General features: G+C 61.3%; 13 protein-coding genes and 1 tRNA gene. 10 read left to right on the top strand and 4 right to left on the bottom strand.

The annotated features are described in order from the left end of the window. The 4 genes from L981_RS13940 to L981_RS13920 all read left to right on the top strand — a co-directional run. On the top strand, window positions 1–567 hold a 567-nt coding region (locus tag L981_RS13940), incomplete at its 5' end, for an aldo/keto reductase (RefSeq protein ID WP_043616871.1). Window positions 568–607: 40 nt separating this feature from the next. Continuing rightward, window positions 608–1,039 (top strand): DUF1810 domain-containing protein, encoded by a 432-nt coding sequence (locus L981_RS13935; protein ID WP_043616869.1) that lies wholly within the window; start codon window positions 608–610, stop codon window positions 1,037–1,039. A 525-nt stretch (window positions 1,040–1,564) separates the two neighbouring features. Next, the gene (locus L981_RS13925; protein WP_043616863.1) at window positions 1,565–1,942 is read left to right on the top strand and encodes a MerR family transcriptional regulator; all 378 of its coding nucleotides are present in this window, start codon (window positions 1,565–1,567) and stop codon (window positions 1,940–1,942) included. A gap of 203 nt (window positions 1,943–2,145) precedes the next feature. Then, complete coding sequence (locus L981_RS13920) at window positions 2,146–2,829, top strand: hypothetical protein (RefSeq protein WP_156134079.1); 684 nt, start codon at window positions 2,146–2,148, stop codon at window positions 2,827–2,829. Window positions 2,830–2,973: 144 nt separating this feature from the next. Here the strand turns inward: L981_RS13920 and L981_RS34500 are convergent, their stop codons facing one another. Together L981_RS34500 and L981_RS13915 are read right to left on the bottom strand one after the other, a co-directional pair. Then, on the bottom strand, window positions 2,974–3,843 hold the full coding sequence (locus L981_RS34500; protein ID WP_156134078.1) for a DUF6625 family protein: 870 nt from the start codon (window positions 3,841–3,843) through the stop codon (window positions 2,974–2,976). A gap of 282 nt (window positions 3,844–4,125) precedes the next feature. Further along, a tRNA-Arg gene (locus tag L981_RS13915) sits at window positions 4,126–4,202 on the bottom strand. A gap of 24 nt (window positions 4,203–4,226) precedes the next feature. Here L981_RS13915 and L981_RS13910 point away from each other — a divergent pair. Further along, entirely contained in the window at window positions 4,227–4,472 is a 246-nt protein-coding gene (locus L981_RS13910) for a hypothetical protein (protein WP_156134077.1), read from the top strand. Window positions 4,473–4,533: 61 nt separating this feature from the next. On the opposite strand, the gene L981_RS13905 is transcribed toward L981_RS13910, so the two are convergent. Next, window positions 4,534–6,015 carry a HAMP domain-containing sensor histidine kinase gene (locus tag L981_RS13905; protein WP_043616856.1) on the bottom strand — a complete coding sequence of 494 codons (1,482 nt, stop codon included), beginning with the start codon at window positions 6,013–6,015 and terminating at the stop codon, window positions 4,534–4,536. A 442-nt stretch (window positions 6,016–6,457) separates the two neighbouring features. Continuing rightward, complete coding sequence (locus L981_RS13900; RefSeq protein WP_043616854.1) at window positions 6,458–8,461, bottom strand: methyl-accepting chemotaxis protein; 2,004 nt, start codon at window positions 8,459–8,461, stop codon at window positions 6,458–6,460. A 397-nt stretch (window positions 8,462–8,858) separates the two neighbouring features. Here L981_RS13900 and rpmH point away from each other — a divergent pair, with 397 nt between their 5' ends. The 5 genes from rpmH (at window position 8,859) to yihA (ending at window position 13,000) form a co-directional block, all read left to right on the top strand. Next, window positions 8,859–8,993, top strand: coding sequence for a 50S ribosomal protein L34 (gene rpmH / locus L981_RS33775; RefSeq protein ID WP_077962533.1), 135 nt, complete (start codon window positions 8,859–8,861; stop codon window positions 8,991–8,993). 20 nt (window positions 8,994–9,013) lie between these two features. Beyond that, the gene (gene rnpA / locus L981_RS13895) at window positions 9,014–9,412 is read left to right on the top strand and encodes a ribonuclease P protein component (RefSeq protein ID WP_034797300.1); all 399 of its coding nucleotides are present in this window, start codon (window positions 9,014–9,016) and stop codon (window positions 9,410–9,412) included. Next, complete coding sequence (gene yidC, locus L981_RS13890; RefSeq protein ID WP_082006016.1) at window positions 9,412–11,199, top strand: membrane protein insertase YidC; 1,788 nt, start codon at window positions 9,412–9,414, stop codon at window positions 11,197–11,199. The genes rnpA and yidC overlap by 1 nt, the downstream gene beginning before the upstream one ends. A gap of 158 nt (window positions 11,200–11,357) precedes the next feature. Continuing rightward, a complete protein-coding gene (locus L981_RS13885) occupies window positions 11,358–12,290 on the top strand; it encodes a DMT family transporter (protein WP_043616849.1) in 933 nt (310 codons plus the stop codon). Between the two features lie 56 nt (window positions 12,291–12,346). After that, window positions 12,347–13,000, top strand: coding sequence for a ribosome biogenesis GTP-binding protein YihA/YsxC (gene yihA, locus L981_RS13880; protein WP_043616883.1), 654 nt, complete (start codon window positions 12,347–12,349; stop codon window positions 12,998–13,000). Window positions 13,001–13,051: the final 51 nt, after the last annotated feature.

Raw genomic sequence — 13,051 nt, 5'->3', positions numbered from 1 at the left:
CTCGTCGCCAAGGGCAAGATCCGCCACTACGGCGTCTCGGTCGAAAAGGTCGAGGAAGCGCTGAAGGCGATCGAATATTCCGGCGTTGCGACCGTGCAGATCATCTACAACATCTTCCGCCAGCGCCCGCACGAGCTGTTCTTCGCGGAAGCACAGAAGAAGAATGTCGGCGTCATCGTGCGCGTGCCGCTCGCCTCCGGTCTGCTTTCGGGCAAGATCAACCGCGAAACCGCATTTGCCGCCGACGACCATCGCAACTTCAACCGCCATGGTGAAGCCTTCGATGTCGGCGAGACCTTTGCCGGCGTGCCGTTCGAAGCGGCGCTGGAAGCGGTCGAGCAGCTTCGCCCGCTCGTGCCCGAGGGCGTGCCGATGGCGCAGTTTGCGCTGCGCTGGATCCTTGAGCAGCAGGCAGTCTCCGTGGTGATCCCGGGCGCCCGCAACGAGGCGCAGGCGCAATCCAACGCGGCCGCCAGCGCGCTTGCCGCCATCGACGACGACACGAAGGCGGCGATTGCAGCGGTTTACGAGCGGCTGGTGAAGGTTCATGTTCATCACCGCTGGTAACTGACGCCGCGCCGACGGGGCGGCCAAGGGAGGTGCAGCGATGACCGACCCCTTCGACCTGCAACGGTTTGTCGACGCTCAGGACCGCGTCTATGCCGCGGTCCTCGATGAACTCGGGCATGGCCAAAAGCGAACCCACTGGATGTGGTTTGTCTTCCCGCAGCTTGCCGGCCTTGGCCATTCGCCGATGGCACAGCGCTATGCGATCTCCGGCCTCGACGAAGCGTCGGCCTATCTCGCCCACCCGGTTCTTGGGCCCAGGCTGCGTGAATGCACAGAGCGCGCCAATGCGGTTGCGGGCAGATCGGCCCACGACATTTTCTCCAGCCCCGATGACATGAAGTTCCGGTCATCGATGACGCTGTTTGCCGAGGTCGAGAGAGACCGGGGACCGTTCAGAGTGGCGCTTGCGCGTTATTTCGCGGGAGAGAAGGATCGGCGCACTATGGAAATCCTGGCGCAGCGGCGTTGATGCCGGCGTTCAAGCGCTCAGGAAGCGCGCTTCGGCGACCCTCAGAGGTTGGGCGTCGAATTGATCAGGAAGAACAGGATCATGAAGGCACAAACCGAAAGGCCAGCAACAATCACCAGCAGTTCTTTCATCATATAGCGATACATCGGCACCTCCTTTCTTCGAGCGGCCCCTTCCTCCTTCATATAGGAAGCCGCGGGACCGATTTTCACACTTCGGCGTCAAAAGATCGTGAACCCAGCGCTTTCGTGATCGGGGTCTCAATCGTAGCAACTCGGCCCATTCGCCGCCGCAACACCGCTCCCGAGAAGCGTAAATCATTATATACTAACATATATTATTGTCTCCTAATCCTTTCGAAGGGCGGCGTTGCCGGAACTGACCCGGCGCCCGAAGCCCCACCGGATGCGGCGCACTGCCCGCTCCTTCGAAACAAGCGGCAGTACCACCATTGACGAACGGCAGATCGCTTCTTAAATCTACACCCAACGTCAGGTTTAGATAGGTGTCGGATTGTCGTCGCTCATGCAGATTGGGGAATTGTCGGAACGGGCCGGCGTCAGCCACCGCACGATCCATTATTACGAGCGGCTGGGCCTGGTGAAGCCGGCCGAGCGCGAAGGGACCGGCTACCGCTACTATGACGACACCGCCGCGAAACGGCTGGAAAAGATCGCGGCGCTGAAGCGTCTCGGTCTCAGCCTCGACGAGATCGCCGCTGTCATCGACCTCTATTTCGAGGATGCCAGCGGCATCCGGGGCAAGGAGCGCGTGCTGGAAATCCTGCAGGCACAGCTCGACAAGACGAATGCCCAACTCGACGAACTCTCGACATTCAAACGGGACCTCGAAAACAACATCACCCGCATGCACGGGCTGATCGCCGAGGCGCGGCAAAAGTGAACGCGGCAAGAACGGGACGTGGCATATGCTCAATCTACACTTGACGTCAGGTTTCATTCCCAGATCCACGTGCCCCGCCAGCTCCCTGCCGGTACTCCGCTTCCGTTGCCGGCAACATCCGCCTCTCAAGTGCCCCCTTAGCGATCCGCGATCGGTTTCATGACCACCTTCCGCCCCCCAACCAGACATAAGGAGCTCTGGACATGCCGCATAGACGCCCTCTCGCGGCCCTCGCCGCCCTCGGCCTTGCCGCCGGCACGGCAACTGCAAACGTAGCCTTCGCGGAGACAGGAGTGAGGCCCGCTGCAGCCGACAGCGCTCAGCCCGCAGCCGCCACCATCGGCGCCTTCATGCCCGCCGGTTACCGCGAGGCGGGCCGCCGTGCCGCCGTCGTCGATGGTAAAGCTGCGGAACTCGTCCGCTACGCGCGCGCCGACGGACGCAATGCAACGCTCGGCGGCGAGCATTTCAGCACCGTCATCGCCGACGATGGCCGCCTCAAGGGCTTTGCCCGGATCGACCTGGATCTGGTCGGCCGCCCATTGCCGACCCGCGAGGAAGCGCAGGCAATCGCCATGGACTTCCTGCGCGAGGCAGCGCCAGACCTTCTACCGGGAATGAGGATCAGCTGGATCGACCCGCATGACGAACCCCTGCGGGTTGCCCGCAACGGCCGCAGCGAAAACCTGACCCTCACGGGCATGAAGGTCAAGATGCGCAACGAGGCCGACGGCCTCTGGATGTGGGTCATCGTCGGCGCGGACCGAAAAGTCATGGTCTTCGAGCGCGACATTCACTGGATCAGCTTTCCCGGCCGCCGCGGAACGGAAAAGTGGCTTCACGATGCCTGGCTCGTCGAGAAGGGCTACAGCGTAGGCCAATCCTAGCGCTACAAGGAAGGCGCTTGCGGGATAGGAGACGTGCGTCGCGAAACGTAAGGCCGCGACGCACGTACCGGCCGAGATATTTGGGTGCCACAGATATGTCGGCAGCGCCAGAAATGGCGGCCAAACGTATCGCCCTCACTACGCCTAAGCTAATAAGCGAATTCCATGAGGCGAAATAGAGAAACCCTTCTGCGCAGCTTCCCGCCAATCGCACTGGACAATCTTATCCAAACTCAACCACGGAGCCGCCCCCGTGTGCGGACGCCGCCAGCGGCTTGAATGCCAAAACATGAAGTGAAGATACAATATGCCGGACGAGAACCGCTCATTCGAGAGCTGTCCGTTCTTCCAGGTCCATGCGTCAGGGCTCTGCAAACCATCCGGCCAAAGACGCTCGCCACCGCCAGGTGTCGTATAACGCTCAACCAGGAGCGACTTCGGCGCCAACAGCCTTTTGATGACATGCTTGCGGCGCGGCACCATCATCGTTGTCAAAGCACCTTCGTCCAAACCGAAGTGTTCGACGGCCGCTATTCGCTCACGCCAATTTGGAATGCGTTTGGCGATTGTCTGCATTTTGGGCGTATTTCGAAAAACCGACAGATGACCGGCCATTCTGTCTGAATGCGATGAAATCGCTTCATACCTGTCAAGAATATCGTCAGTGTATATCGCCCGTAAATCTCCAAAAACAATATCATTGTCGCAATACCCAAAAGACTTGTAGCCTTCCAACTGCGCTGAGAATATCAACCCCAGAAATGGCTTTAAATCACACAATTTATATGGCGTTAGATTGTGAAGATCGACGCCAATTTTGCTGGAGAGCTTCTCTCTATAATCATCAAACGAATAGTGAACAAATTTTACATTTGGCGCTTTGTTTTCAGGCTCAGCTTGATCAGTTGGTATCAACCAGTCAATTTCACGATTGTGCTTACAGGACTCGATAAAGAAATTTATCCATTCAGGCCACGCCCCGAACCATGGCGAAATAAGCAGCAATCGTTTCATGCAAATGCGCACTCGATCTTAATAAGCGATGGCTTATTGTATTCTTGGATAAAATCCACGTTAAAGCATCGAAATATTACTGAATATTGCCGCGCCTGTTTCATCCACAGCACATCAAGATCTTCCGACGTCAGCGCGCGGACGGCAGCAAAGCCTGGAGAAAAACCGCCAAGCTGCAAAATTGCGCACCGCTCATCGGACCACTGCGGAACAGGGCAAAAAACGATCGAAAAAGCGTCGTCAGACTACCGCGCGCAAATTCTAGTAAGCTATTGAAAAGAATGGCGCACCCGAAGAGATTCGAACTCCTGACCCCCAGATTCGTAGTCTGGTGCTCTATCCAGCTGAGCTACGGGTGCGTTTGTCTGCCGCGGTCAAACCGCTTGCGTGAGCGGTTCTCTAAAGGGTCCTTTCGGGGATTGCAAGCGCCGTTCCGCAAAAAAATTCATTTTTACGACGGCAATTCCGCTTTGCTGTGGAAGGACGAAACCGTGCCGGTGCTGAACCCGCTGGAAAGCAAGGCATCGTGGCCTGCGAGCCTCGCCGCGAATTTTTTCGAGGCACCCGCATTTGCCGCTTTCGCTTCGCACAGTCAGCCGTATCGCGGAACGCGCGCAGCCCATTTGTGAATGGAATCATTGAAAACGACGCGACCTCGGGCCCCACCTTTCGTCGCCCAACGACGCCGAACTAATGGCGGAACTTCGAACGGAAGGCGTCGAGCGGCACCGGGCGGTCGGGCAGTTCGATGCGGAACAGCGTGCCGGGCGTCGGCTTTTCGACGAGGGCGATGGTGCCGCCGTGGGCAAGCACGAGTTCCCGAGCGATCGCGAGGCCAAGGCCTGTACCGCCGGAGCGCGCCGAGCCGCGGAAAGCGGCAAACAGGTTTTCTCGCGCCTTGGGCGGCATGCCGGGGCCGGTGTCGTCCACGGAAATGGTGACGACACTGCCGATGCGCATGGCGGAGACGGCAACGGCGCGTGGGCGCCCGTCCTCGGGCTCGTGATTGGTCAGCGCCTGCACGGCATTGCGGCAGATATTGTGCACCACCCGGAAGAGCTGCTCGCTGTCGGCGTCGACTTCGAGGTCGTCCTGCATCTGGATTTGGAAATCGATGCCGGCTTGCGGATCGATCGCCAGCAGTTCGGCGACATCGGAGACCAGCGGCTTCAGCGCGACGAAGCGCCGATGCGGCTCGGCCTCGGTGGTGCGACCGTAGGACAGGACTTCGCGGGTGTAGCCGACGGCGCGGTCGATGGTGCGCAGCAGGGTCGGCGCGAAGCGCTTGACGACAGGATCGTCCACATCGGCCAGCCGGTCGGAAATCAGCTGCGCTGAGGACAGGATGTTGCGCATGTCGTGGTTGATCTTCGACACCGCGAGTCCGAGTTCGGCCAGGCTCTTCTGCTGCTTCAGCGTCTTTTGCAGTTCGCGCTGCATGCTGGCGAGATGCTGGCCGGCGACGGCGAGTTCGTCGTGGCCCTGCGGCGGCACGAGCACGCGGGCAGGATCGGCCGGGTCGTTGGAAAAGTCCTGCATGTTCGCCGTCATCCGCCGGATCGGCGCGATCAGCATGCGGTTGATGGCGAGGAAGATCAGCGCCGCGGTGATCAGCGAAATGATCAGGGAGAGCACAAAGACATTTCGCGAGTAGACGAGCATCGCCTTGCGCAGGCTCGCATCCTTCATCAGGAGTTCGATCGTCGCATCGCTTTCGCCAAGCGGACCATAGACGCGGATCACGCGATCGCCGCCGAAGAGCAACGTGTCGAAGGCGTCGCGGATGGCGGCGACGGCGGTGGAATTGGCGACGTCGTATTCGCCTTGGATCTCGAGCGGCATGTCGGTGAGCGCGATCATGCGCGAGGCGTCCTTGCGCCGAATGACGATCGCCTTGGTGCCGGTCGCCATCAGCGTGTCCTTCTGAACGCTGCGCGGCAGCTCGACATTCTGCAGGCCGTCGACGACGACGGCTGCAGCCGCGGCCGTATTCAGCCGATCCTCGAGCCAGCGGATGCGCATGGTGGCAACGGACGGAGCGAAAATCAGCACTTCGGCCAGCATGACGAAGACGATGGTCAAGAGCAGCAGCTTGCCGGATAGACCGCGGAAAAACCCGGCACTGGTTCTCAATGCCTCGCCTGCCTTCGCCGGACGTGTTTCTTCCGCCATGCCTTAAAAACTTTCCTGCCCGTCAACCAAAACGCCTGGGACCCCGTATGAACATCCGGGCCATGGGGCATCGCGCCTGAAGCGCATAATAGGAGATGGCGGCCGTTTTTCCAATCGCTGACGGACTTTAGAGGGTGCGGCATAGGCGCGGCCATCTCTCCGTCTCGTGCCGTCGATCATGACCAAGGATCGCATCCCGCTCATCTTTCTCCCCTTGCATCGTCGAAGCAAATTTCGGCACACCGCCGCCTCGGCTCGACCTACCTGCACAGAATTGGCATCGATGTAAGTCACCCAGGGAACAGTTCACGTGGCGCCCTTGCGGGCGGCGACGGCAGCCCTGCCCATGATCAGGGGCAAGTCTTGATGGCCCCAAAGACAGAAAGCCCGCGGCACCTTGTGGCACCGCGGGCTCCAATCACCTGGCGAGGCAAGCCGCCGATCAGAACTCTTCCCAATCGTCCTTGGCGGCCGCCGCAGCGGCGCCGCCGCCGCCAAAGGCGCGGGCAACGTTGCCCATCATGCGCCGCGCCGGCGATGCGACCGGCTGGGCCGTCTCGCGGGCGACGGCGATCGGCCGCGCGGCAACGTTATCGACCTTGAAGTAGGCGATCAGGCTGGCGAGATTGTTGGCTTCGCCGGAGAGCTTGTGGGTTGCGGCATTCGCCTCTTCCACCATGGCGGCGTTCTGTTGGGTCACCTGGTCCATCTGGTTGACGGCGGTGCTGACTTCGCTGAGGCCCGTCGACTGTTCGCGCGCGGCGGTCGCGATCGAGTGGATGTGGTCGTTGATTTTCAGGACCCGTTCCTCGATCTCGCCGAGCGCCGAACCGGTCTCCTGTACCAGGCGGACGCCGGTTGCCACTTCGCTGCCGGACTTGGAGATCAGCGACTTGATATCCTTGGCGGCACTAGCGGCGCGCTGGGCGAGCTCGCGCACTTCCTGCGCGACGACTGCGAAGCCCTTACCTGCGTCACCGGCACGGGCTGCCTCGACGCCGGCGTTCAGCGCCAGGAGGTTGGTCTGGAAAGCGATTTCGTCGATCACGTTGGTGATCTGGCCGATTTCGCTCGAGGCCTGCTCGATCCGGCCCATGGCGTCGACGGCGTTGCGCACGACGGCTGCCGACTGCGCGGCGCTGTGCTTGGCCTCGTTGACCATGACCGTCGCTTCCTGCGCCCGCTCGGTGGAACTCTTGACGGCGACCGTGATCTGGTCGAGCGCCGCAGACGTTTCCTCAAGGGCGGCGGCCTGCTGTTCCGTCCGCTTCGACAGATCGTCGGCGGCCGAACGCAGCTCGGACGAATTGCCGTTGATCGAGTCGGTGGTCACACGGACCTCGCGCAGCGTCTTTTGCAGCGTGGAGAGGGTCTCGTTGACGTTCTTCTGCAGCTCGGCGAAGGCGCCTTGGTAGTGGCCGTTCATGCTCTGGGTCAGGTCGCCGGCCGCAAGGCTCGCAATGACCCGGCGGGTTTCGGCGATACCGGCATCGACGCTGCCGACCAGCTCGTTGACGCTGCCAGCAAAGCGGTTGAGATCGTCGTTCTCGTAGTCCTTGCCGATGCGCTTGGTGAAATCGCCGGCGGCGGCGGCCGCAACGACGACACCGATGCTCGACTGCAGGTCGGCGCTCTTTTCACGCAACACCGCTTCCTGCGCATTGAGGTCGCGCACGGCCAGGCCGTTTTGCTTGAAGACCTGCACGGCTTCGGCCATTTCGCCGATCTCGTCCGTGCGGCCCACGAAGGGCACGTCTGCGGCGAGATCGCCGCCAGCCAGTTGCTTCATCTTGCCGGTCAACTCGAGGATCGGACGGCTCAGATGGTTGGTAGCGATATAGAATGCCGCGCCTATGCCGGCGATGAGGCCAAGGCCAGCGATAGCAAGAATCGTGATGATCACGCCGCGCTCAAAGACAGCAACGTCAGCCGTCACGACTTCAAGCGTCTTCAGATTGATGTCGACGACGCCGTCGATCTGCTCCTGGAACGCCTTGCGGTTGGCGCGATTGGCGTCAGTATTGCCCTGCTCGTTGGCAGCCTGCGGCGAAACTTCCTCGCCAAGACGGGCGGTCTCGACGCGGAAAGCCTTGAACTCCGCGGCCCGCGCGACCAGCGTGTCGAAGGAGGCCATGGTTTCAGCCGGGATCAGCAGGCGCCACTCGGCGAGCAGCGTATCGATCTTGTCGAGATTCTTGCGAATGCCTTCGGCGAAGGGCTTTGCCTTCTCAAGGGTCGGGGCGGCATAAATGCCACGCGATTCCATCACCACCGCGGTCACCAGACGGTTGAGGCGCTCGGCATTGAAGGCGCGCTCCGCAACGTTCTCGTACTGATGGAATTTTTCGTTGTATTTGTTGACCGCCACCAGCGACATGCCGGTCACAGCGACCGCCAGCATGCTCATGATGCCGACGATTAGATTGATCTTTCCGCGTATTTTCATCCCGACCTCCACGGAGTGACGAGAGCGTCCGATTATCGGACATGCCGCCGCCCCATATGCACCGGGAAGACCCTAAAATAGGCGTGGTTAATAAAGCTCGTCGGCCTCGACCGGCATTCTGGGGAGTTCCAGTTAGGGCTCCCTTTACCAATCTCGGCTAGTTGACCTTCCTTTTCGCGGTCCGACGGATCGCCATTGGCGGGTGCACCGGCGCTTTTTGCGGCGCTGTCGCCACTGAATCGCCGCCCGCAATTGACTTTCCGGGAAAATTCCCCTTATAAGCCGCCCACGTCCGGTCAAGCCCTCCTGCCCGAAATGGCGGAGCCATGTCCGATAACGTAAACGCTCCTTGCTACACGCAAACCCAAGAAGGGCCGCACACCGCGGTATTAAATAAATGAAGCGTACTTACCAACCGTCCAAGCTTGTCCGCAAGCGTCGCCACGGCTTCCGTTCGCGTATGGCTACCAAGGGTGGCCAGAAGGTCCTCGCAGCCCGCCGGGCTCGTGGCCGCAAGCGTCTTTCGGCTTAAGCCGAAACTGCCCGAAACCAGTGTCCGGGCACATGACGTCAGATAAAGACAAAACGACTGTCGGGCGGCTGAAAAGCCGTCCGCAGTTTTTGGCCGTTCGGGCTGGAGAAGGCCGCAGAGGCCCCCTGTTTCTCCTCGAAGTGCTCGACCGCAACGATCCGGAAGGCGAAGCCCGCGTCGGCTTCACCGTGACCAAGAAACACGGCAATGCCGTCGAGCGAAACCGGATGCGCCGACGCCTGAAAGAGGCGGTGCGGCTTTCCGCCGGGTTTGCAATGAAACCCGGACACGACTATGTGATTGTCGCCCGACGCGAACTCCTGAATGCTCCCTTCGACGCCTTGACCCGGGGCCTTCACGAGCGCATCGAAAACAAGCCGAAACAGAAGCGGCCGCCGGCCGGTTCCAGGAAACTATGATGGAAAAAAACCGCAACTATTTCGTGGCGATTGGCCTGTCCGTGCTGATCCTCATTGCCTGGCAGTTCCTTTACGTCAATCCGAAGATTGAAAAGGAACGCATCGCTGCGGAAGCGCTGCAGGCCCAGCAGGCACAGTCGCAGTCGGCAACGCCGGCACAGCAGACGCCAGGCCAGGCCCTGCCGGGCGGCGGCGCAATCCCGGGCGCCGGTGAAAACCGCGACCAGGCCATTGCCAAGTCGGCCCGCGTTGCGATCGACACGCCGGCGCTTTCCGGCTCCATCAACCTGACCGGCGCCCGCTTCGACGACCTGAAGCTCAAGGAGTACCGCGAGACGGTCGATCCGAAGAGCCCGGTCATCACGCTTTTCAGCCCGGCTGAAACCGCTGACGGCTACTTTGCCGAAATCGGCTATGTCGGCAGCGACGCGACCGGCACCGTGCCCGGCCCGCAGACCGTCTGGACGCTTTCGGGCGGCGACAAGCTGACCTCGGCAACCCCGGTGACGCTGACCTTCACCAACGAAAAGGGCGTCACGTTCAATCGCACAATCTCGGTTGACGAACATTACATGTTCCAGGTGGTCGACAGCATCAAGAACGGTGCAGCCGAGCCCCTCAGCCTTTCCTCCTACGGCCGCGTGACCCGCTTCAACAAGCCGACGACGCCGAGCGTCTACGTGCTGCATGAAGGCTTCATCGGCGTGCTTGGCGAACACGGCCTGCAGGAACTGAAGTACGGCAAGATCGAAGACGAAAAGTCGGTCGAGCCGGGCAAGGCGACCGGCGGCTGGCTCGGCATCACCGACAAGTACTGGGCAGCGGCCATCGTTCCGCCGCAGGCAACCCCCTACGACACGCGCTTCACGCACTTTACCGACGGTCGCGCCCGCTACCAGAGCGATTACAAGAGCGACGCGATCACGGTCGCGCCTGGCCAGTCCTCGGAAATCAAGAACCTCGTCTTTGCCGGCGCCAAGGAAGTTCCTGTCGTCGACAACTATGAAGTGGCTTACTCGATCCCCAACTTCGACAAACTGATCGACTGGGGCTGGTTCTACTTCATCACCAAGCCGATGTTCAAAATGATGGACTTCTTCTTCCGTCTGTTCGGCAACTTCGGCATCGCCATCCTGATCACCACCATCGTGGTCAAAGCCATCTTCTTCCCGCTCGCCAACAAGCAGTACGCTTCGATGGCGAACATGAAGAAGGTTCAGCCGAAGATGGAGGAACTGAAGAAGAAGTTCGGCGACGACCGCATGGGGCTGCAGCAGGCGATGATGCAGCTTTACAAGGACGAGAAGATCAATCCGCTGGCCGGCTGCTGGCCGATCCTGATCCAGATCCCGGTGTTCTTCGCGCTCTACAAGGTGATCTACATCACCATTGAAATGCGTCACGCACCGTTCTTTGGCTGGATCCGCGACCTCTCGGCGCCGGATCCCACGACGATCGTCAACCTCTTCGGCCTCCTGCCGTTCGACGGTCCGGCCTTCCTGCACCTCGGTGTCTGGCCGATCATCATGGGCGTCACCATGTTCGTGCAGATGCGCATGAACCCGACGCCGCCGGATCCGACCCAGGCGATGCTGTTCACCTGGATGCCCGTGGTCTTCACCTTCATGCTGGCCTCCTTCCCGGCCGGTCTGGTGATCTACTGGGCCTGGAACAACACGCTTTCGGTGCTGCAGCAGTCGATCATCATGAAGCGCCAGGGCGTCAAGATCGAGCTCTTCGACAATCTGAAGGGCCTGTTCTCGAAGAAACCCAAACCGGCGGAATGACGCCGGCCGACACCACAATCGCAGAGCCCCGGACTTCGGTCCGGGGCTTTTTTGTTTCCACGCCGCGGCGCGACACGCGGATGGCGTTGACGCGGGCGTGCGGTCCGGGCATCTGGCGTTATTGAAATCAGCGCGCCCCTGCTCCAGGACAACTTGCCATGACCGACCCGTCGGCCACTTCCACCCCGTTTGCCGCCAACGAGAAGCTTGGCGCCCTGCTCGTCTTCGGCTCGGCCTTCTTCTGGAGCTTCGGCGGCGCCATTGCGCGGTTCCTGCACATTTCCGACAGCTGGACGATCGTCTTCTGGCGCTGCCTGTTCGCCGGCCTGTTCCTGCTCGCCTTCATGCTGGTGCGCGACGGACCGCGCGGCACGGTGGCGCTGTTCAAGGGCATGGGCTGGCCGGGCATCGCCGTCGGGCTCTGTTTCACCATCGCCTCGACGTCCTTCATCATTGCGATCTCCTACACGACGATCGCCAATGTCGTTCTGCTCGGCGCCGGTGTGCCGCTGTTTGCAGCGCTGATGAGCTGGGTGTTGTTTCGCGAACGGGTCTCGCGCTTCACCTGGGGCGCGATCACCGCCGTCATCTTCGGCGTCGGGATCATGGTGTCGGAAAGCCTGACAGGAACAATGTCACCGGTCGGCGACGCGCTGGCGCTCTTGATCCCCGTCGTCTTCGCACTGGCGACCGTCATTACCCGCCGCTACCCGCATGTGCGCATGACGCCCGCCACCTGCTTCGGCTGCTTTGCCGCAAGCGGCATTGCCGCCAGTCAGTCGTCGGGCCTGGCGGTGACCGGAGGCGAGCTCGCGCTGCTCTTCGTCTTCGGCGCCTTCAACCTCGGGCTTGGCATGGCGCTCTTCGTCACCGGTGCCCGGCTGGTGCCCTCGGCACTGGCCGCGCTGCTCGGGACGGCGGAAACCGTGCTGGGGCCGCTATGGGTCGCGATCATCCATGGCGAGGTACCGAGCAGCCGGACGATCGTCGGCGGCACCTTCATTCTTCTGGCCTTGCTTGCCTACCTGCTCAACGAATTCCGGCGGACGCAAACCATCCCCACACGGCCGGTCCGCACGCCGACGCCTTGACATCCACGGCCAAAACCTTGAAGCCAAGGACTTTCTCGATGAAGGACCGACCGCCGATGGCCGATACCAGACCCAAAGACGACAAGCCGTTGTTCGGCCGGCCGTGGATTTTCATTCGCGGCGTCCCCGCCATGAAATTCCTGCCACCCGAAGGACCGGCCGAGATTGCCTTTGCCGGTCGCTCGAACGTCGGCAAATCGTCATTGATCAACGCGCTGGTCGGCCACAAGGGCCTGGCGAGAACCTCCAACACGCCGGGACGCACGCAGGAACTCAACTACTTCGTGCCGGATGGTTTTTCCGGCGAGGCCGACGACCTGCCGCCGATGGCGCTGGTCGACATGCCCGGCTATGGCTATGCCCAGGCGCCCAAGGACCAGGTCGATGCCTGGACGAAACTCGTCTTCGACTATCTGCGCGGCCGCTCGACGCTGAAGCGCGTCTATGTGCTGATCGACAGCCGTCACGGCATCAAGAAGAACGACGACGAGGTGCTCGACCTGCTCGACAAGGCAGCGGTCTCCTATCAGCTCGTGTTGACCAAGACCGACAAGATCAAGGCCGCCGGCGTGCCACGGCTGGTCGCCGAGACGCTCGAAAAGATCAAGAAGCATCCGGCGGCCTATCCCGAGGTCCTTTCGACCTCTTCGGAAAAGGGGGAAGGTCTCGAGGAACTGCGGGCCGCGATCGCCACGGCGATTGCCCACTAGCGGAACCCGCGGGACAAACCCGGGGCGGCGCGGCCTCGACAACCTCTGCCA

Source organism: Ensifer sp. ZNC0028, from assembly GCF_000799055.1.
In the GTDB taxonomy this organism is placed as follows: Bacteria; Pseudomonadota; Alphaproteobacteria; order Rhizobiales; family Rhizobiaceae; genus Ensifer.
Note: the sequence above shows the minus strand (reverse complement) of the source record. Positions and strands in the feature narration are given on the sequence as shown.

Excerpts from the sequence above, each read along its gene's own strand:
- yihA (WP_043616883.1), top strand. The coding sequence starts at position 12,347 with ATGGCCGATACCAGACCCAAAGACGACAAGCCGTTGTTCGGCCGGCCG.
- L981_RS34500 (WP_156134078.1), bottom strand. The coding sequence starts at position 3,843 with ATGAAACGATTGCTGCTTATTTCGCCATGGTTCGGGGCGTGGCCTGAA.
- yidC (WP_082006016.1), top strand. The coding sequence starts at position 9,412 with ATGGAAAAAAACCGCAACTATTTCGTGGCGATTGGCCTGTCCGTGCTG.
- L981_RS13900 (WP_043616854.1), bottom strand. The coding sequence starts at position 8,461 with ATGAAAATACGCGGAAAGATCAATCTAATCGTCGGCATCATGAGCATG.
- L981_RS13885 (WP_043616849.1), top strand. The coding sequence starts at position 11,358 with ATGACCGACCCGTCGGCCACTTCCACCCCGTTTGCCGCCAACGAGAAG.
- rpmH (WP_077962533.1), top strand. The coding sequence starts at position 8,859 with ATGAAGCGTACTTACCAACCGTCCAAGCTTGTCCGCAAGCGTCGCCAC.
- L981_RS13935 (WP_043616869.1), top strand. The coding sequence starts at position 608 with ATGACCGACCCCTTCGACCTGCAACGGTTTGTCGACGCTCAGGACCGC.
- L981_RS13925 (WP_043616863.1), top strand. The coding sequence starts at position 1,565 with ATGCAGATTGGGGAATTGTCGGAACGGGCCGGCGTCAGCCACCGCACG.
- L981_RS13905 (WP_043616856.1), bottom strand. The coding sequence starts at position 6,015 with ATGGCGGAAGAAACACGTCCGGCGAAGGCAGGCGAGGCATTGAGAACC.
- L981_RS13920 (WP_156134079.1), top strand. The coding sequence starts at position 2,146 with ATGCCGCATAGACGCCCTCTCGCGGCCCTCGCCGCCCTCGGCCTTGCC.